This is a genomic window from Collimonas fungivorans (genome assembly GCF_001584145.1).
Taxonomy (GTDB): domain Bacteria; phylum Pseudomonadota; class Gammaproteobacteria; order Burkholderiales; family Burkholderiaceae_D; genus Collimonas; species Collimonas fungivorans.
This window is the reverse complement of the sequence record NZ_CP013232.1, coordinates 1272845-1289903: the sequence shown is the minus strand read 5'-3', so window position 1 is coordinate 1289903 and position 17059 is coordinate 1272845. Positions and strand designations below refer to the sequence as shown.

Sequence of the window (17059 nt, the reverse complement as noted above, 5' to 3'; positions counted from 1 at the left end):
AATGACATCTACCGCAACCAAGACCAGCAATCCCCTGCTCGACTTTACCGGCCTGGCCAAATTCGACCAGATCAAGCCGGCCGACATCAGTCCGGCCATCGCGGCGCTGCTGCAGCAGGCGCATACCGTGGTGACCTTGCTGGAAGCCTCGACCGACGCCGTCACCTGGGACAATTTTGTCGTCCCGCTGGAACATGTGACGGAGAAGCTGGGCCGGGCCTGGGGCATTGTCAGCCATCTGAATGCGGTAGCCGACACGCCGGACCTGCGCGCCGCGTATAACGAAAACCAGCCGAAACTGATCGAATTCTGGACCGCGCTGGCGCAAAACCTGGCCTTGTTCGACAAATACAAGGCCATCAAGAACAATCTCGACTTTGCCGAGCTGTCGGAGGCGCGCCGCAAGATCGTCAACAACGCCCTGCGTGATTTCAGGCTGGGCGGCGCCGAGCTGGCGCCGGCCAAAAAGGCTCGCTTCGCCGAAATCCAGGAAAAACACGCAGCGCTGACCACCCGCTTCTCGGAAAACATCCTCGACGCCACCAATGCCTACGGCCTGTTTGTCGACGACGAAACCGAACTGGCCGGGCTGCCGGACGATGTGCGCCAGGCGGCGCGCGCTGCCGCCGAGCAGGACGGCAAGGCGGGCTACAAATTTACGCTGCATTTCCCGTCTTATTTCCCGATCCTGCAATATGCGGATAACCGTGCCCTGCGCGAAAAAATCTATCGCGCCAATGCCACCAAGGCTTCCGAACTGGGCGAAAAGCCGGAATGGGACAACAGCGCCAACATCGTCGAGATCCTGCGTTTGCGTAATGAAGAAGCGAAACTGCTGGGCTTCAAGAATTACGCCGAGCTGTCGCTGGTGCGCAAGATGGCCAAGACCCCGGCCGAAGTGATGCACTTCCTGGAAGACCTGGGCCAGCGCGCCCGTCCATTTGCCGAGCAGGACCTGGCGGAGCTGCGGGCGTTCGCCGCGGAACAGCTGGACCTGGCCGCGCTGGAAGCCTGGGACCTGGCGTATGCCGCGGAAAAGCTGCGCGAACAGCGCTATGCTTTCTCAGAGCAGGAAGTGAAACAGTATTTCCCGGAACCGGTGGTAGTCGCAGGCTTGTTCCAGCTGGTGCAGAAACTGTTTTCAGTCGACATCAGCGCCGACCAGGCTGCGGTGTGGCACCCCGACGTCAAGTTTTTCCGGATCCAGAAAGACGGCAAGCTGATCGGCCAGTTTTACCTCGACCTGTATGCCCGCAACGGCAAGCGCGGCGGCGCATGGATGGACGACGCGCGCGCCCGGCGCCGCCTCGGCAGCGAAATCCAGACCCCGATTGCCTACCTGACCTGCAACTTCACGGCGCCGGCGACAGTCAACGGCGCGACCAAACCCGCTTTGTTTACCCATGACGAAGTGATCACCCTGTTCCACGAGTTCGGCCACGGTTTGCACCACATGCTGACCCAGGTCGACGAGATCGGCGTCTCCGGCATTTCCGGCGTCGAGTGGGATGCGGTCGAACTGCCTTCGCAGTTCATGGAGAATTTCTGCTGGGAGTGGGATGTCCTGCAGCACATGACATCGGAAGCGGACAGCGGCGCACCGTTGCCGCGCGCGCTGTTCGACAAGATGACCGCCGCCAAGAATTTCCAGTCCGGGCTGCAGGCTTTGCGCCAGGTCGAGTTTTCCCTGTTCGACATGCGCTTGCACGACGATTATGATCCGTATGGCAGCCAAAGCGTGCAGGACGTGATCAACCAGGTGCGCAGCAAGATCGCGGTCATCAGCCCGCCATCCTTCAATCGCTTCCAGCATTCGTTCGGCCACATTTTCGCCGGCGGTTATGCTGCCGGCTATTACAGCTACAAATGGGCCGAAGTGTTGTCGGCCGATGCCTACAGCGCGTTTGAAGAAGCCGCTTCGCGCGGCGGTAACGTGGTGTCGGCAGAGACCGGAAAGAAATTCCACGCCGAAATCCTGGCCGTCGGCGGCTCGCGCCCGGCGCTGGAATCGTTCAAGGCTTTCCGCGGACGCGAACCGAACATAGACGCCTTGCTGCGCCATAGCGGCATGGCGGCATAAGTAATCAAAGAAGCAGGAAGCAACTGGATCGATGCAATACCACTACCAAACCTTCGCTGTACAACGGCGATTCTTACAATAGGGGAAAAGGATGAAAGCTGGGACTAAATTCGCTGCAACGGTTTTTCTGCTGACGCTGGCCGCCGGCGCGCAAGCGCAACTGTACAAATCGACCGGCCCCGACGGCAAAGTTACCTATAGCGACATCCCGCCTGCCAAGGGTAACGTGACGCAACAGAAAACCGGCGCCGGCATCAGCGACATCAACGACGGCTTGCCTTATGAACTGGCGCAGGCGGTCAAGAATAGTCCGGTCACTCTGTACAGCTCGGAGAAATGCATTCCGTGCGACGATGGCCGCAAAATGCTGAACGAGCGCGGCATCCCGTTCAGTGAAAAGACCGTCAAGAGCAATGAAGATATTGCCGCCTTGCGCAAGGTCACCAGTGAAAACCAGCTGCCGATACTGACAGTCGGCCGCAACAAGGAAAGCGGCTTTTCTTCGCCCGCCTGGGGCGCGGCGCTGACAGCCGCCGGTTATCCGGAAACCAGCCGCTTGCCAAAAACCTATCGCAATGCCGCTCCGGTCGCCGCTGCGCCAACCGTTGTCGAGCCCGGCAAGATCGCCCCAGCGGCCGCCGGCAGTGCCAGCAATGGCGACTCTCCGCCGGCAGCCGGCAACGCGCCGCCCGGATTCCGTTTTTAAAACGCTACCGCCCTACCAATACCATTCATGACGCAAATCGACTTTCACACCAATATTTCGGACAAGTTCCTGTACACCTGCCGACTGGTGCGTAAAGCGCGCGCGGCCCAACGCCAGATCGTCATATTAGGCAGCAGCGAGGATCTGGCGACACTCGACCGCGCGCTCTGGACATTCTCCGAGCACGACTTCCTGCCCCACGTCAGGGCCGGCGACCCGCTGGCCGCGCAAACCCCGGTGATCCTGGCCGCCGATGAAGAAACCGGATGGCCGCATCACCAGATCCTGATCAACCTGTCCGGCAAGACGCCACAGCATTTCGCCCGCTTCGAAAGAATGTTCGAAATCATCTCGCTGGCCGACGACGACAAGGCTGGCGGCCGCGATCGCTACCGCTTCTACCAGCAACGCGGTTACCCCCTGACCCATTTCGTCGCCGACAACGTATAGCTATAGAGGAATCCGTAATGAGTAATCTCGACGCCAATATTCCTTTATTGACCGAGGTCATTGTCCCGCTGCCGACTTTGACCGACATTATAGAAACGCCGCAAGCGGCCGCCGTGGCCGCGCCCGGGCTGGACGACGACGGCAGTTTTGACCTGCCCAAGGCACGGCAGGAAGAAACTGCGGCGCGCACCCTGAGCCAGCACGACTGGGAGCGGCTGGAAGCGGAGGTCAGGGAAAAAGTGCTGCAGCAGTTGCAGGACCGCATCGATTTTGTCATCGAGCAAAGGGTGCGCGACGGCCTGGCGGATGTATTGCAGACCGCGGTGGAAGGCATGGCGGCGCAAATCAGGGAAGGTTTGCACCAGACCCTGGACGAGGTAATTTCCCGTGCGGTAAGCCTGGAATTAGTCAAATTAAAAAAAACAAACATTTAGTCTGAATTTTTTGTTTTTCAATCACATTTTGAATTACGGTAGATAAAAGTAAAAAAAACAGATCTCATTTTGATCGCCTAAAAAATCTCTGTTTTCTTACAATAGCGCTATTGAAATGGTGGCTCGAGAGCCAGCAGCGAGTAATCAGAGAGTAACTAAGCAGCGATTTTTGGAGATGAGATGAAAGTAATTGTATTGGGCGCTGGCGTTATCGGAACAAGTTCTGCATGGTTCCTGAACAAGGAAGGTCACGACGTGACAGTGATCGAACGCCAGCCCGGCGCGGCGCAAGAGACCAGTTTTGCCAACGGTTGCCAGATTTCGGTGTCGCATGCCGAACCCTGGGCCAATCCGCAGGCGCCGCTGAAGGTGCTGAAATGGCTGGGGCAGGAAGATGCGCCGCTGCTGTACCGCTTCCGTCCGGAATGGCTGCAATGGAAATGGGCGCTGAATTTCCTGCGCGAATGCACCCCGGCCCGCACCAACGACAATATCCGCCAGATCGTCGCCATCTGCGAATACAGCCGCCAGACCTTGCAAGCCGTGCGCGCCGAAACCGGCGTCGACTACGATTGCCTGACGCGCGGCATCCTGCATTTTTATACCGAACAAAAAGAATTCGACATCTCGCTGCCTGCCGCGCAACTGATGCGCGACCTCGGCTGCCCGCGCGATTCCATCAGCGCCGACGAAGTGGTCAGGATCGAACCGGCTCTGGCGCGCATCCGCGACAAGATCGTCGGCGGCGACTTCACCGCCACCGATGAATCGGGCGACGTCTACAAATTCACCTCCGGCCTGGCTGACAAGGCCGCCGAAGCCGGCGTCAAGTTTCAGTACAACACCAGCGTCACTCGCCTGATCACCGAAGGCAGCGGCGCCGGCGCCAAGATCACCGGGGTCGAGGTCATCAATGCCGACGGCCGCCATGAAGTGCTGCATGCCGATGCTTTTGTGGTCGCCATGGGCAGCTTCTCGACGCCGCTGCTGAAGCCGCTCGGCATCGAACTGATGATCTACCCGGGCAAGGGTTATTCCGCTACCTACCGCATCACCAATCCGGAAGCGGCGCCCAGCGTTTCGCTCACCGACGACGGCTACAAGCTGGTGGTGTCGCGCCTGGGCGACCGCCTGCGGGTGGCCGGCACCTGCGAACTGAACGGCTACACGCGCGAACTCAACACCACCCGCTGCGAAGCAATTACGCGCCGCACCCGCGAGCTGTTCCCCGATGGTTGCGATTACGACAATCCGGTTTACTGGACCGGCCTGCGCCCGATGACGCCATCCAACGTGCCGTATATCGGCAAGACCAGGATCAGCAACCTGTTCCTCAACACCGGCCACGGCACGCTGGGCTGGACCATGGGCTGCGGTTCCGGCCGCGCCATCGCCGAGATCATTTCGGGCCGCCGGCCGGAAGTCGATTTCGCATTTACCGGCATGCCGCGGCAAACGCCGCAGCCGTTGATCCTGCCGCGCCCCGTGCAAGCATGATTGCTGCCAAGCCTGATGTAGCAAGGCGATAAAAAAGACCGGTGCTGGCGACAGCATCGGTCTTTTTTTTCGTCCGGTCGGACATGGCGCGGTTTTTGCGTATGTATCCGCGGGAATCGGCAGCGCCGCCTTTTTATTGTCCGGGCGCACTGTTGAAGTGCATCACTTGGCGATGCGCACCTCGACCGTGGCCGGCTTTTCGTCGAAGGCGACGCGGGTCACGAACTTGGCGCGCTTCATGGGGAAACGAGACTGGAAATGGCGGACATTGCCGGAGCCTGAAATGACCCGGCGCACGAACTGATAATAGGCATCCATATCGATCACGTGCACGACCAGGAAATAATCGTAATCGCCCGACACGAAATAGCATTGCATGACCTCGGCTTCCTTGTTCATGCGCAGCTCGAATTCCTGCATGTGCTCGTCTGACTGGTGGTTCAGCGAGATTTCGAGGAAGGCCAGCATGCCGTAGCCGAGCGCAAATGGATCGACCAGCGAGACGTCGGCGCTGATGATGCCGGCCTCGCGCAAGTCGCGCAGGCGACGCAGGCAGGTCGGCTGGGAAATGTGGGCTTTGTCGGCCAGGGTGCGGGTCGGCATTTGATTGTCGCGCTGCAGCAAGTTAAGCAGCTTGCGGTCAACTTTATCTAGGGTGTGATGTTTGCTCATGCCAAGGGATCAAGGGCTGCAGTGGGGACACATAAGCTGTGTTAAGAATTCGCAAAAACCGCTATGCGAAGCGTTTTTTATGTTGTAACGTTGCCTTATTCGGACAAGTTCGAATAAATAACAAATAAGCAGCGGACGGTGAAACTGTAATTAGATTGTTTTATTTTAAATCCTCAGGAGGACATTCATGCAGAACAAGATCAAATTGATTCCGTTGGCCGGTGCAATTGCCATGGCTTTCGCCTTTGCTGGCTCGGCTTCGGCACAAGAAGTAGTCACCATCGGCCAGGTCAGCCCGCTCACAGGTCCTAACGCGCACATAGGCAAGGACAATGAAAACGGCGCCAAGATGGCAATCGATGAATTGAATGCCAAGGGCACTCTGATCGGCGGCAAAAAAGTGACTTTCGTGTTGGCTTCCGAAGATGATGCCTCCGATCCGAAGCAAGGAACCGCGGCTGCGCAGAAACTGGTGGATGCCAAGGTCAAGGGTGTTATCGGCCACATGAATTCCGGCACCACGATTCCTGCATCGAAGATCTATTTCGACGCCGGCATTCCGCAAATCTCGCCTTCCGCCACCAATCCGAAATACACCCAGCAAGGCTTCAACACGGCATTCCGCGTGGTCGCCAACGATGGCCAGCTGGGCGGCACCCTGGGTCGCTATGCGGTCAACACCCTGAAGGGCAAGAATATTGCCGTGATCGATGACCGTACCGCCTACGGCCAGGGCGTTGCAGAAGAGTTCACCAAGAGCGCCAAGAAGGCCGGCGCTACTATCGTGGCGACGCAGTTCACCAACGATAAGGCGACTGACTTCAACGCCATCCTGACTTCGATCAAGGCCAAGAATCCAGACGTGATCTTCTTCGGCGGCATGGATGCTGTCGGCGGTCCGATGCTGCGCCAGATGGACCAGCTGGGCATCAAGGCCAAGTTCATGGGCGGCGACGGCCTGTGCACCACCGAGCTGGCCAAGCTGGCCGGCGCTGGCCTGAAAGACGACCAGGTAGTCTGCGCTGAAGCCGGCGGTGTGCCGGATGCAGGCAAGGCTGCGCTGGAAGCTTTCAAGGTGGCTTATCAGAAGAAGTTCAACCAGGAAGTCGTGATCTACGCACCGTACGAATACGATGCGCTGATGGCGATGGTGTCGGCAATGCAAAAAGCCGGCTCGTCCGATCCGAAGAAATATCTGCCTGAGCTGGCCAAGATCCACTACAAAGGCGTGACCGGCGATATCGCTTTTGATCCGAAGGGCGACATCAAGGACGGTTCGCTGACCTTGTACACCTACAAGGATGGCAAGCGCACCCTGCTGACAGTGACAAAATAATCGTCGCGCGTCTCTGATAAAAACGCCCCGGCAACCGGGGCGTTTTTTTTCGCCTGCTGAAAATCTGCACACCATCTCTCCCATTCTGCCGCCTGCATCAATCCCCGTACGGACCGCAAGGGTATTGCCTAAAATGCAGGAAAAAGCCTATACGAGGATTTTGTTCTGTTGTAACGTTTACATGTTCCGCTCCTTGGACAGCGGAAATTGCTTTCACTTACCTTGTATAAACCCTCAGGAGGAAACACGTGCAGATGAAGAACAAAATGTTGCCGCTGGCTGCAGCAGTCGCGTTGGCGCTGGGCGCAGCAGGCTCGGCTCACGCTGAAGAACAAATCGTCAAGATCGGCCACGTCGGCCCGGTGACCGGCCCTTCCGCCCACCTCGGCAAGGACATGGAAAACGGCGCCAAGATGGCGGTCGAAGAACTGAACGCCAAGGGCATTACCCTGGGCGGCAAGAAAATCAAGTTCGTGCTGCTGGCGGAAGACGATGCATCCGATCCCAAGCAAGGCACGGCAGCAGCGCAAAAACTGGTGGACGCCAAGATCGACGGCGTCATCGGCCACCTGAATTCGGGCACCACGATTCCCGCTTCGAAAATTTACTACGATGCCGGCATCCCGCAAATCTCGCCTGCCGCCACCAGCCCGAAATACACGCAGCAGGGTTTTAACAGCGTATTCCGCGTGGTCGCCAACGACGGCCAGCTGGGCGGCACGCTGGGACGTTACGCAGCCACCACGCTGAAAGCCAAGAACATCGCCGTGATCGACGACCGCACCGCCTACGGCCAGGGCGTCGCGCAGGAATTCGCCAAGGGCGCCAAAAGCGCCGGCGTCAATATCGTCGCAACCCAGTTCACCAACGACAAGGCAACCGACTTCAACGCCATCCTGACCTCGATCAAGGCCAAGAATCCGGACGTGATCTTCTTCGGCGGCATGGATGCGGTGGCCGGACCGATGCTGCGCCAGATGAAGGCGCTCGGCATCAAGGCCAAGTTCATGGGCGGCGACGGCATGTGCACGGCCGAACTGGGCAAGCTGGCCGGCGATGGCCTGATCAACGACCAGGTGGTTTGCGCCGAAGCCGGCGGCGTCGAGGAATCGGGCAAGAAGGGCCTGGAGGATTTCAAGGCAGCGTTCCAGAAGAAGTTCAACGCCGAAGTCAAGCTGTACGCGCCCTACTCCTACGATTCCGTGATGACCATGGTGGAAGCCATGCAGAAGGCCAATTCCGCCGATCCGAAAAAATACCTGCCGGAGCTGGTCAAGATCCATCACAAGGGCGTGACCGGCATGATCGCGTTCGACGCCAAAGGCGATATCAAGGACGGCACGCTGACCCTGTATACCTACAAGGACGGCAAGCGTACCTTGCTGACCGTCACCAAGTAAATTACATTCAGCAACTGTTGCATGGAAGCGCCTCGGCCTTAGCGCCGGGGCGCTTTTTTATTTGCGCGGGCGCTGCCATGAGGTTTACGCATTTCATTCTGCCGGATTGATAAAAAAACATATAAAAGCGCTTTGCCTGGCTTTTGTATTGTTGTAACGTTTAAGTCCCTGACCAGACTGAAATCAACGTCGGATGGCTGAAAAAACTTACCATCAATTACATTAAAAATCCTTAGGAGAAAATCCAGTGCACACCACCAAAATGATCCCGCTGGCCGCGGCTATCGCCTTGTCCCTGTCCGCCAGCGCCCATGCACAGGAACAAGTGGTCAAGATCGCCCACGTCGGCCCGATCACCGGCCCTATCGCCCACATCGGCAAAGACAATGAAAACGGCGCCAGGATGGCGATCGAAGAACTGAACAAGCAGGGCCTGACGCTGGACGGCAAAAAAATCAGGTTCGTCCTGATGGCGGAAGACGACGCATCCGATCCCAAGCAGGCAACCGCGGTGGCGCAGAAACTGGTCGACGCCAAAGTCGCCGGCGTCATCGGCCACGTCAATTCGGGCACCTCGATTCCTGCATCGAAAATCTACTACGACGCCGGCATCCCGCAAATCTCGCCGTCGACTACCAGCGCCAAATACACCCAGCAAGGTTTCAATACCACCTTCCGCGTGGTGGCCAACGACAGCCAGCTGGGCGGCGCCCTCGGCCGTTATGCGGCCAAGACGCTGCATGCCAAGACCGCAGCGGTAATCGACGACCGCACCGCCTACGGCCAGGGCCTGGCGGAAGAATTCACCAAGGCCGCCAAAGCCGCCGGCATGACCATCGTGGCAACCCAGTACACCAGCGACAAGGCGACCGATTTCAATGCAATCCTGACCTCGTTCAAGGCCAAGAAACCCGACGTCGTGTTCTTTGGCGGATTGGATGCCGGCGCCGGCCCCATGCTGCGCCAGATGAAGCAGCTGGGAATCAAGGCCAAGTTCATGGGCGGCGATGCCATCTGCACTTCCGACCTGCCCAAGCTGGCCGGCGACGGCATCAGCAACGACCAGGTAATCTGCGCCGAAGCCGGCGGTGTCGAAGAGTCGGCCCGGAAAGGGCTGGATGCCTACAAGACCGCTTACAAGATCAAGTACGGCAAGGACGTCGTGATCTATGCGCCATATACCTACGATGCCTTGATGACCATGGTGGACGCCATGCAAAAAGCCAAGTCGGCCGATCCGAAAAAATACCTGCCGGAACTGGCCAAGATCCAGCACAAGGGCGTGACCGGCATGATCTCGTTCGACTCCAAAGGGGACATCAAGGACGGCACCATCACCTTGTACACCTATCGTGGTGCGCAACGCTCGCAGCTGGCAGTGACTAAATAACAGCTCTTTCCTGCAATTGAAAAGCGCTCCGGCATCCGGGGCGCTTTTTTTGTTTACGATTCATCTGATTTTTCTATAGGTGCAAAAAAACTTTTGTGTGTAGGGTGGGCACGCTTTTGTGCCCACGCTGTAGCGCTTCCGCGTGGGCACAAAAGCGTGCCCACCCTACTTCTGATTTTTGAGACCGCCGCTCAAATCACGCTCCGCTCCAGCGGCGAACCGGCTCGCAATCGCGCCGCGTCGCGGCCTGGCGGCGCGCCGAACAGGCGGCTGTATTCGCGGCTGAACTGCGACGGACTCTCGTAGCCGACGCTGAAACCGACCGCCGCGGCATCTTCGGATTGCGCCAGCAGCCGCGAGCGCGCCTCTTGCAGGCGGATCTGCTTCTGGTACTGCAACGGGCTCATCGCGGTCACCGCGCGGAAATGCCGATGGAAGGACGAGACGCTCATCGCCGCCAGCCGGGCCAGTTCCTCGATCGGAAAAGTCTCGGCGTAATGGCTGCGGATCCAGCGGATGGCACGGCCGATTTGCGATAGCCGGCTATCGGCCAAGCCGATCTGGCGCAGCATGGCGCCCTGTTCGCCGGTGAGCAGCCGCCACAGGATTTCGCGTTCGATCATCGGCCCCAGCACCGGCAAGTCGCGCGGATGCTCCAGCAGACGGAGCAGGCGCACCACGGCATCCAGCAATTCCGTGCCGGCGTCGCTGACGCCCATGCCAGACAGTTCGCCGGAGGCGGATTCGCTGGCGGCAGTCTCCACCAGCAGGGTAGCGACGGCTGTCGGCCTCAATATCAGGCCAAGTCCAAGAAACGGCTCCGCAGCGCTGGCCCGCGACACATGGCTGGCGATCGGCAGGTCAACCGACACCACCAGGTACTGGCCGGCGCCGTATTCAAACAGCTTGTCGCCCAGCACCGCGCGTTTGGCGCCTTGCGCCATCACGGCGAACGCCGGCTCGGACACATGGTGGACAGGTTGCGTAGTGAAGTCCGACGCCATCAGCTTGAGGCCGGGGAAAGCGGTGTCGGTGAGGCCGTGTCCGGCATGGCGCGCGATCAGCAGGCGAAGTTCGGCAAGTGGTTCCATGCTTGTACCGTAACCGGCGAACGTGCGAAACGCAAGACCGGGATGCACAAACTCCCCGCAATTGGCAGGATCGTGCAAGAGCTTGCGTCCATCGATCTAGCGGCGCAGCCGCGTCGCATGTTTTCATAAAAGCTCAATACCGGCGGCGCTTGCGCTCATCCACGATTTTCTTAAGGAGCAACAACATGTCACTAGATTCCTATGTCACCCTTGGCCGTTCCGGCCTGCGCGTCAGCCCGTTCTGCCTGGGCACCATGACCTTTGGCGAAGAATGGGGCTGGGGTTCCACTGCGGCGGAATCGGAAGCCATCCTGAGCGAGTATTTCGAACGCGGCGGCAATTTCATCGACACCGCCAATATCTATACCGTCGGCCATTCCGAAAAGATCATCGGCGATTTCTTCGCTCGCCGCAAAGGCCGCGACCGCAAGGTCATCGCCACCAAATTCTTCGGCAACCTTCACCTTGGCGATCCAAACGGCGGCGGCGCTGGCCGCAAGGCGATCGTCGAGCAGTGCGAACAGTCGCTGCGGCGCCTGCAAACCGATTACATCGATCTTTACTGGATGCACAACTGGGACCGCGGCACGCCAATCGAAGAAACCATGCGCGCCATGGATGACCTGGTGACTTCCGGCAAGGTGCGCTACCTGGGGGTTTCCGACGCCCCGGCCTGGAAGGTGGCGCAGGCGCAGCTTATCGCGCAGTTCCGCGGCTGGACGCCGCTGATCGCCCTGCAGGTCGAGTACTCCTTGCTGGAGCGGACAGTCGAGGGCGAGCTGACGCCGATGGCGCAGGAACTGGGCCTTGGCGTCATGCCCTGGAGTCCGCTCAAGAATGGCTGGTTGTCGGGCAAATACACCCGTGAGAATGCTGCCAGCGTTGTCTCCGATCGCGGCGCCCTGGTAGGCATGCCGACCGAGGCGCACTATCTCGTGGTGGACGCCCTCAAGTCGGTCGCCGCGGAACTGGACGCCAGTCCGGCCGCCGTGGCGCTGGCCTGGGTGCAAAGCCGGCCAGGCGTGACTTCAACCCTGGTCGGCGCGCGCCGGATTGATCAGCTGCGGGCCAACCTGGCTGCGCTCGAAATCAGCCTGACGCCGGCGCAGATCGCGATTCTCGACGAGGTGTCGAAACCGGTACTGGGTTTCCCGGTTGAAATCAATCGGCACTTGGCGCCCAGCCTCGCCTTTGCCGGCGCCACCGTCGATGGCCAGCAAACCATGGCGTTGCCGCTGGTGACCAAAAGCACAGCCCGCTACTGACAGCAGGGGCCGGCAACCGGCCCCGTATCCTGGCTTGCGCGGGTCAAGGTCAAGGCCGTAAAAAAAGGCGCTCACTTGAGCGCCTTGTTGCGGCATGGCCGGCTGTATTACTTCTGCGACAAAACCCATTTCACCAGGGTATGCGCTTCGGCTTCGCTGACTTGCGGATTAGCCGGCATCGGGATCGCGCCCCAGGTGCCTGATCCGCCCTTCATGACTTTCGCCACCAGCTTGTCTTCCGCATCTTTTTGACCAGCATATTTTGCCGCAACGTCCTTGTATGCCGGGCCGACCACTTTGTTCTGCACCGAGTGGCATGCCATACAGTTCTTGCTCTTCGCCAGGTCCAGGCCGGCGTCCGCAAGGGCGGATCCCGAGGCCATTGCGCCCAGCAGTGCACAGATCAACAAACGTTTCATTCTTATCTCCGTCAAAAAAATGTGACACCATTCTACCTGCCCGTTTGTATTGTCTCATATCCCTGAAACACCTACATACATCTGGAATCCGACATATCAGAGCGACATCCGTTGACCAGGAGCATCTTTCGCCCTATCCTTTCCGCAAAGAAAAGGGAATGCCATGCCACTGATTATCATTATCGTTTCGTTAATAGCGTTAAAATACTTCGAAGTCGGTCCGTTTGCCGGCATTTCGTGGTGGTGGATCGCCGGCTTGATGGGGGTCGCCTTTATCTGGTTCGAGTTCCTGGAACGGATGTTCGGCCTGGACAAGCGCAAGGCCCACGAGGAAATCGAAAAAACCAGGAAAGAACGCGTCAAGAAGACCTTTGACAGCCATAAACGGCGCTGAAGCGCTCGGGCGCACTGTTACGCAACACAAAAGCCGGTTTCTCTCCGGCTTTTTTATTAGCCAGGCTTGAATCCATGAACATAGAGCTGCGCCAGCTGCGCTATTTCGTCGCGGTTGCCGAAGAAAGGCATTTCGGCCGCGCCGCGCTGCGCCTGCACATGACGCAGCCGCCGCTGTCGCAAGCGATCCAGGCGCTGGAAGCCAATCTTGGCACGCCGCTGTTTGCCCGCACCAAGCGCAGCGTGGCGCTGACGCCGGCCGGGCTGGCGCTGCTGCCGGAAGCGCAACGCCTGCTGCAGCAGGCCGCTGCCCTGCCCGACCTGGTGCGGCGCGCAGCTTCCGGCGAATCCGGCCTGCTCACGCTATCGTTTGTCTCGACCGCCGACTACAGCATCCTGCCGCCGCTGCTGCGCGCTTTCCGCGAAGCTTATCCGCAGGTGCAGATCGACTTGCAGGAAGCCACCAGCGACCTGCAGCTGGCGCAGCTGATGGAGGGCCGGATCGATGCCGGCCTGCTGATCCCGCCGCTGCCGGACAGGGCCAAGCTGGCGCTGGAGTACCAGCCGGTGCTGGCGGAACCGCTGATCCTGGCGGCGCCCAGCGGGCTCAAGGCTTTGCGGGCGAAGAAAGGCAAAATTGCGCTGAGCGACCTGGCCGACATGCCTTTGATCATTTTCCCGCGCCGCATCTCGCCCGGTTTCCACGACACCATCCTCGGCTGCTTCCGCGCCGCCGGCGTCACTCCTCACATCGGCCAGGAAGCGATCCAGATGCAAACCATCGTCGGCCTGGTGTCGGCTGGCATGGGGATCGCGCTTGTGCCACAATCGGTGTCGAACCTGCAACGCCCGGGGGTCGACTATCGTGAATTGCAGGACCAGACACCCTTGGTCGAAACCGGCCTGGCCTGGCGCCGCGATAATGTTTCACCGGTACTGCAAGCCTTTTTGGAATTGTTACGAAAGAAATAAAGAATATGCTGATTCATCCCCTGCCCGACCCGATCGCCTTCTCCCTCGGCCCGCTCCATGTACGCTGGTACGGCTTGATGTACCTGCTGGCGTTCATCCTGTTCATCTGGATCGGCAGGATCAGGATCAAGCAGCCGCATGTTGCCGCCGCCGGCTGGAAAAAAGAGGATATCGACGACATGCTGTTTTACGGCGTACTGGGGGTGGTGATCGGCGGCCGCCTGGGCCAGGTGCTGTTTTACGATCCGGCTTATTATTTTTCGCATCCATCTGAAATCATCGCGGTCTGGAAAGGCGGCATGTCGTTCCACGGCGGTTTTCTCGGCGTCCTGATCGCCATGGCATGGTGGGGCCGCAAAGCCGGCCGCAAGCTGATGGACATCATGGATTTCATCGCGCCCATGGTGCCGCTCGGCTATGCCGCCGGCCGCCTCGGCAACTTCATCAACGGCGAGCTGCCGGGCCGGGTAGTCTCCGATCCGTCGCTGCCATGGGCCATGATCTGGCCGAATGTCGACAACCTGCCGCGCCATCCGTCGCCGATCTACCAGATGCTGGTCGACGGCATCCTGCTGTTCATCCTCCTCTGGATATTCTCGCGCAAACCGCGGCCGCGCATGGCGGTGGCCGGCATGTTTTCGCTGCTGTACGGCTGCGCCCGTTTCTTCACCGAATATTTCCGGGTGCCGGACTATAACGTGTCCTTCGGCGGCATCACCATTTCCGCCGGCCAGATGCTGTCGGTGCCGATGATCGTGCTGGGCATCGTGCTGCTGGTGATCGCTTACAGGAATCCGCGCCAGTACGCCGGCCCCGCCGATGCGCCGCCGGCCAAGGCTGCAAGCAACTCTCCTACCTGAACCAGCGACGGCAAACGTGCACCTGTGCGCCTGGCAGCAGCCAGGAGCACGTTTCCGGCGCCTTCCCATACTGAACATGACAGCCAATCTTTACGCTCTTTTTGCGTCCCGCTTCCCTGCCGACAGCACCGCCTGCTGCATCGAAACCCACGACGGCCAGTACTACAGCTGGGGCGACATCGAACGCGCTTCCGCCCGCATCGCCAATCTGCTCAGCAGCCTGGATTTGCCAAGCGGCGCCCGCATCGCCGCGCAGGTGGAAAAATCGCCCGAGGCGCTGATACTCTACCTGGCGACCCTGCGCGCCGGTTTTGTCTACCTGCCGCTGAACACGGCATACCGCGCCGCCGAGATCGAATATTTCATCGGCGATGCGGAGCCGGCAGTGTTCGTCTGCACGCCGCAGAATTTCGGCTGGGTGGCGCAGATTGCATTCAAGGCCGGCACCCGCCACCTGTTTACCCTGGACGAAGGCGGCAATGGCCGCAGGAATTCCGGATCGTTGCTGGCGCGCGCCATGCATCATCCGGATGCGTTTAATACAGTTGAAAAGCAAACTGACGACCTCGCCGTCATCTTGTATACCTCGGGCACCACCGGCCGCAGCAAGGGCGCCATGCTTTCGCACGGCAATATCGGCTCGAATGCCCAGGTGCTGCAGCAACACTGGCACTGGCAAGCGGACGACGTACTGCTGCACGCGCTACCGCTGTTCCACATCCACGGTTTGCTGGTGGCGGCCAACGGCGCGCTGCTGAACGGCAGCAAGATGATTTTCCTGCCCAGGTTCGAGGCCGCCGACGTCTGCCGCCAGCTGCCGCGCAGCACTGTCTTCATGGGCGTGCCGACCTATTACGTGCGGCTGCTGGCGAGCGGCAGCTTCGACCGCGGCACCTGCCGCAATATCCGCCTGTTCGTATCCGGTTCGGCGCCCTTGCTGGCCGATACCTTTGCCGAATTCGCCGCGCGCACCGGCCACACCATACTGGAGCGCTACGGCATGAGCGAAACCGCCATGCTGACCTCCAACCCGTATGCGCAGGAACGACGCGGCGGTACCGTCGGCCTGCCGCTGCCGGGCGTGTCGCTGCGCTTGATGGGAACCGATAGCAAAGGCCGCGCCGCGGTTTGCGGCGCCGGTGAAATCGGCGATATCCAGGTCAAGGGGCCGAATGTATTCCACGGTTACTGGCGCATGCCGGAAAAAACCGCGGAGGAATTCACCGCCGACGGTTATTTCAAGACCGGCGACGTCGGCCGTTTCGACAGCCAGGGTTACCTGTCTATAGTCGGCCGCAGCAAGGACCTGATCATCTCCGGCGGCTATAACGTCTATCCGAAGGAAATCGAAAGCGTGCTCGATGAAATCGACGGCGTGCTGGAATCCGCGGTGATCGGCATTCCGCACATCGATTTCGGCGAAGCGGTGACCGCGGTGATCGTGAAACGGCCGGAAGCCAAGCTGACAACTGCGGACGTGATCGCCTTGATGAAAACCTCGATCGCCAACTTCAAGGTGCCCAAGCAGGTATTCTTCGCCGATGAACTGCCGCGCAACACCATGGGCAAGGTGCAAAAGAATGTATTGCGCGAGCAGTATGCATTGTATGCCCTGCCAGCCGCGGGCAGTCTCACGCCTTCATAAGCTTGGCGATGTGGCGCCATTCGGCGGCGCTGACCGGGGTGATGGAAAGCCGGTTGCCGCGGCGCAGGATCTGCATCTCGGCCAGCGCTTCCTGCTGCCGCAGCTCGGGCAGGGGAATCAGCCGGGTTTTGCGCAAGGCGCGCACATCGACCAGCATCCAGCGCGGGTTTTCGCGTTCGGCCTTGGGGTCGAAATATTTACTCTTGGGGTCAAACTGCGTGTCGTCGGGGTAAGGCGTGCTCGCCACCTCGGCCAGGCCGGCTATGCCCGGCACGGCGCAGCCGGAATGATAGAACAGCACGCCGTCGCCGACCTGCATCGCATCGCGCATGAAGTTGCGCGCCTGATAATTGCGCACGCCGTACCAGGCGATGGTCTCTCCGGACATGGCCAGAACGTCGTCGATGCTGGCGTCGTCCGGCTCGGATTTCATTAGCCAGTAATTCATT

The 17059-nt window shown here is 59.7% G+C and carries 17 protein-coding genes; 13 read left to right on the top strand and 4 right to left on the bottom strand.

Annotation, left to right across the window (positions count from 1 at the left end; genetic code table 11):
* Position 1 precedes the first annotated feature (1 nt).
* The 5 genes from CFter6_RS05580 to CFter6_RS05560 all read left to right on the top strand — a co-directional run bounded on the left by CFter6_RS05580 (position 2) and on the right by CFter6_RS05560 (position 5167).
* Positions 2-2080: a M3 family metallopeptidase gene (locus CFter6_RS05580; RefSeq protein ID WP_061539081.1), complete on the top strand. Its 2079-nt coding sequence runs from the start codon at positions 2-4 to the stop codon at positions 2078-2080.
* 91 nt (positions 2081-2171) lie between these two features.
* A complete protein-coding gene (locus CFter6_RS05575; RefSeq protein WP_061539080.1) occupies positions 2172-2786 on the top strand; it encodes a glutaredoxin family protein in 615 nt (204 codons plus the stop codon).
* A gap of 27 nt (positions 2787-2813) precedes the next feature.
* On the top strand, positions 2814-3236 hold the full coding sequence (locus CFter6_RS05570; RefSeq protein ID WP_061539079.1) for a DNA polymerase III subunit chi: 423 nt from the start codon (positions 2814-2816) through the stop codon (positions 3234-3236).
* Positions 3237-3253: 17 nt separating this feature from the next.
* Positions 3254-3670 (top strand): hypothetical protein, encoded by a 417-nt coding sequence (locus CFter6_RS05565; RefSeq protein WP_061539078.1) that lies wholly within the window; start codon positions 3254-3256, stop codon positions 3668-3670.
* Between the two features lie 180 nt (positions 3671-3850).
* Positions 3851-5167, top strand: coding sequence for a D-amino acid dehydrogenase (locus tag CFter6_RS05560; RefSeq protein ID WP_061539077.1), 1317 nt, complete (start codon positions 3851-3853; stop codon positions 5165-5167).
* A 162-nt stretch (positions 5168-5329) separates the two neighbouring features.
* Here CFter6_RS05560 and CFter6_RS05555 read toward each other — a convergent pair whose 3' ends face one another.
* Positions 5330-5839: an Lrp/AsnC family transcriptional regulator gene (locus tag CFter6_RS05555; RefSeq protein WP_061539076.1), complete on the bottom strand. Its 510-nt coding sequence runs from the start codon at positions 5837-5839 to the stop codon at positions 5330-5332.
* A 187-nt stretch (positions 5840-6026) separates the two neighbouring features.
* Between CFter6_RS05555 and CFter6_RS05550 the strand changes: the two genes are divergently transcribed.
* The 3 genes from CFter6_RS05550 to CFter6_RS05540 all read left to right on the top strand — a co-directional run bounded on the left by CFter6_RS05550 (position 6027) and on the right by CFter6_RS05540 (position 9965).
* Positions 6027-7175 (top strand): branched-chain amino acid ABC transporter substrate-binding protein, encoded by a 1149-nt coding sequence (locus CFter6_RS05550; RefSeq protein ID WP_041741316.1) that lies wholly within the window; start codon positions 6027-6029, stop codon positions 7173-7175.
* Positions 7176-7429: 254 nt separating this feature from the next.
* On the top strand, positions 7430-8575 hold the full coding sequence (locus CFter6_RS05545; protein ID WP_417924788.1) for a branched-chain amino acid ABC transporter substrate-binding protein: 1146 nt from the start codon (positions 7430-7432) through the stop codon (positions 8573-8575).
* A 262-nt stretch (positions 8576-8837) separates the two neighbouring features.
* The gene (locus tag CFter6_RS05540) at positions 8838-9965 is read left to right on the top strand and encodes a branched-chain amino acid ABC transporter substrate-binding protein (RefSeq protein ID WP_061542224.1); all 1128 of its coding nucleotides are present in this window, start codon (positions 8838-8840) and stop codon (positions 9963-9965) included.
* Positions 9966-10156: 191 nt separating this feature from the next.
* On the opposite strand, the gene CFter6_RS05535 is transcribed toward CFter6_RS05540, so the two are convergent.
* The gene (locus tag CFter6_RS05535) at positions 10157-11056 is read right to left on the bottom strand and encodes an AraC family transcriptional regulator (RefSeq protein ID WP_061539074.1); all 900 of its coding nucleotides are present in this window, start codon (positions 11054-11056) and stop codon (positions 10157-10159) included.
* Between the two features lie 185 nt (positions 11057-11241).
* Here CFter6_RS05535 and CFter6_RS05530 point away from each other — a divergent pair, with 185 nt between their 5' ends.
* Complete coding sequence (locus tag CFter6_RS05530) at positions 11242-12321, top strand: aldo/keto reductase (RefSeq protein ID WP_061539073.1); 1080 nt, start codon at positions 11242-11244, stop codon at positions 12319-12321.
* A gap of 107 nt (positions 12322-12428) precedes the next feature.
* Here the strand turns inward: CFter6_RS05530 and CFter6_RS05525 are convergent, their stop codons facing one another.
* On the bottom strand, positions 12429-12740 hold the full coding sequence (locus CFter6_RS05525) for a c-type cytochrome (protein WP_061539072.1): 312 nt from the start codon (positions 12738-12740) through the stop codon (positions 12429-12431).
* Between the two features lie 163 nt (positions 12741-12903).
* On the opposite strand from CFter6_RS05525, the gene CFter6_RS05520 reads away from it, so the two are divergent.
* From CFter6_RS05520 to CFter6_RS05505, 4 genes are all read left to right on the top strand, one after another.
* Positions 12904-13134 carry a TIGR04438 family Trp-rich protein gene (locus CFter6_RS05520; protein WP_061539071.1) on the top strand — a complete coding sequence of 77 codons (231 nt, stop codon included), beginning with the start codon at positions 12904-12906 and terminating at the stop codon, positions 13132-13134.
* Positions 13135-13208: 74 nt separating this feature from the next.
* Positions 13209-14105, top strand: a complete 897-nt coding sequence (locus CFter6_RS05515; protein ID WP_061539070.1) for a LysR family transcriptional regulator — start codon at positions 13209-13211, stop codon at positions 14103-14105.
* Positions 14106-14110: 5 nt separating this feature from the next.
* Positions 14111-14965 carry a prolipoprotein diacylglyceryl transferase gene (lgt, locus tag CFter6_RS05510; RefSeq protein WP_061539069.1) on the top strand — a complete coding sequence of 285 codons (855 nt, stop codon included), beginning with the start codon at positions 14111-14113 and terminating at the stop codon, positions 14963-14965.
* Positions 14966-15041: 76 nt separating this feature from the next.
* Entirely contained in the window at positions 15042-16610 is a 1569-nt protein-coding gene (locus CFter6_RS05505; RefSeq protein ID WP_061539068.1) for a malonate--CoA ligase, read from the top strand.
* Here the strand turns inward: CFter6_RS05505 and CFter6_RS05500 are convergent.
* The gene (locus CFter6_RS05500) at positions 16597-17058 is read right to left on the bottom strand and encodes an EVE domain-containing protein (RefSeq protein ID WP_061539067.1); all 462 of its coding nucleotides are present in this window, start codon (positions 17056-17058) and stop codon (positions 16597-16599) included. The genes CFter6_RS05505 and CFter6_RS05500 overlap by 14 nt on opposite strands.
* Between the last annotated feature and the right edge of the window lies 1 nt (position 17059).

Bases quoted from the DNA above. Each gene is read 5' to 3' on its own strand.
- CFter6_RS05580 (WP_061539081.1), top strand. From the start codon at position 2: ATGACATCTACCGCAACCAAGACCAGCAATCCCCTGCTCGACTTTACC.
- CFter6_RS05575 (WP_061539080.1), top strand. From the start codon at position 2,172: ATGAAAGCTGGGACTAAATTCGCTGCAACGGTTTTTCTGCTGACGCTG.
- CFter6_RS05570 (WP_061539079.1), top strand. From the start codon at position 2,814: ATGACGCAAATCGACTTTCACACCAATATTTCGGACAAGTTCCTGTAC.
- CFter6_RS05565 (WP_061539078.1), top strand. From the start codon at position 3,254: ATGAGTAATCTCGACGCCAATATTCCTTTATTGACCGAGGTCATTGTC.
- CFter6_RS05560 (WP_061539077.1), top strand. From the start codon at position 3,851: ATGAAAGTAATTGTATTGGGCGCTGGCGTTATCGGAACAAGTTCTGCA.
- CFter6_RS05555 (WP_061539076.1), bottom strand. From the start codon at position 5,839: ATGAGCAAACATCACACCCTAGATAAAGTTGACCGCAAGCTGCTTAAC.
- CFter6_RS05550 (WP_041741316.1), top strand. From the start codon at position 6,027: ATGCAGAACAAGATCAAATTGATTCCGTTGGCCGGTGCAATTGCCATG.
- CFter6_RS05545 (WP_417924788.1), top strand. From the start codon at position 7,430: ATGAAGAACAAAATGTTGCCGCTGGCTGCAGCAGTCGCGTTGGCGCTG.
- CFter6_RS05540 (WP_061542224.1), top strand. From the start codon at position 8,838: ATGATCCCGCTGGCCGCGGCTATCGCCTTGTCCCTGTCCGCCAGCGCC.
- CFter6_RS05535 (WP_061539074.1), bottom strand. From the start codon at position 11,056: ATGGAACCACTTGCCGAACTTCGCCTGCTGATCGCGCGCCATGCCGGA.
- CFter6_RS05530 (WP_061539073.1), top strand. From the start codon at position 11,242: ATGTCACTAGATTCCTATGTCACCCTTGGCCGTTCCGGCCTGCGCGTC.
- CFter6_RS05525 (WP_061539072.1), bottom strand. From the start codon at position 12,740: ATGAAACGTTTGTTGATCTGTGCACTGCTGGGCGCAATGGCCTCGGGA.
- CFter6_RS05520 (WP_061539071.1), top strand. From the start codon at position 12,904: ATGCCACTGATTATCATTATCGTTTCGTTAATAGCGTTAAAATACTTC.
- CFter6_RS05515 (WP_061539070.1), top strand. From the start codon at position 13,209: ATGAACATAGAGCTGCGCCAGCTGCGCTATTTCGTCGCGGTTGCCGAA.
- lgt (WP_061539069.1), top strand. From the start codon at position 14,111: ATGCTGATTCATCCCCTGCCCGACCCGATCGCCTTCTCCCTCGGCCCG.
- CFter6_RS05505 (WP_061539068.1), top strand. From the start codon at position 15,042: ATGACAGCCAATCTTTACGCTCTTTTTGCGTCCCGCTTCCCTGCCGAC.
- CFter6_RS05500 (WP_061539067.1), bottom strand. From the start codon at position 17,058: ATGAATTACTGGCTAATGAAATCCGAGCCGGACGACGCCAGCATCGAC.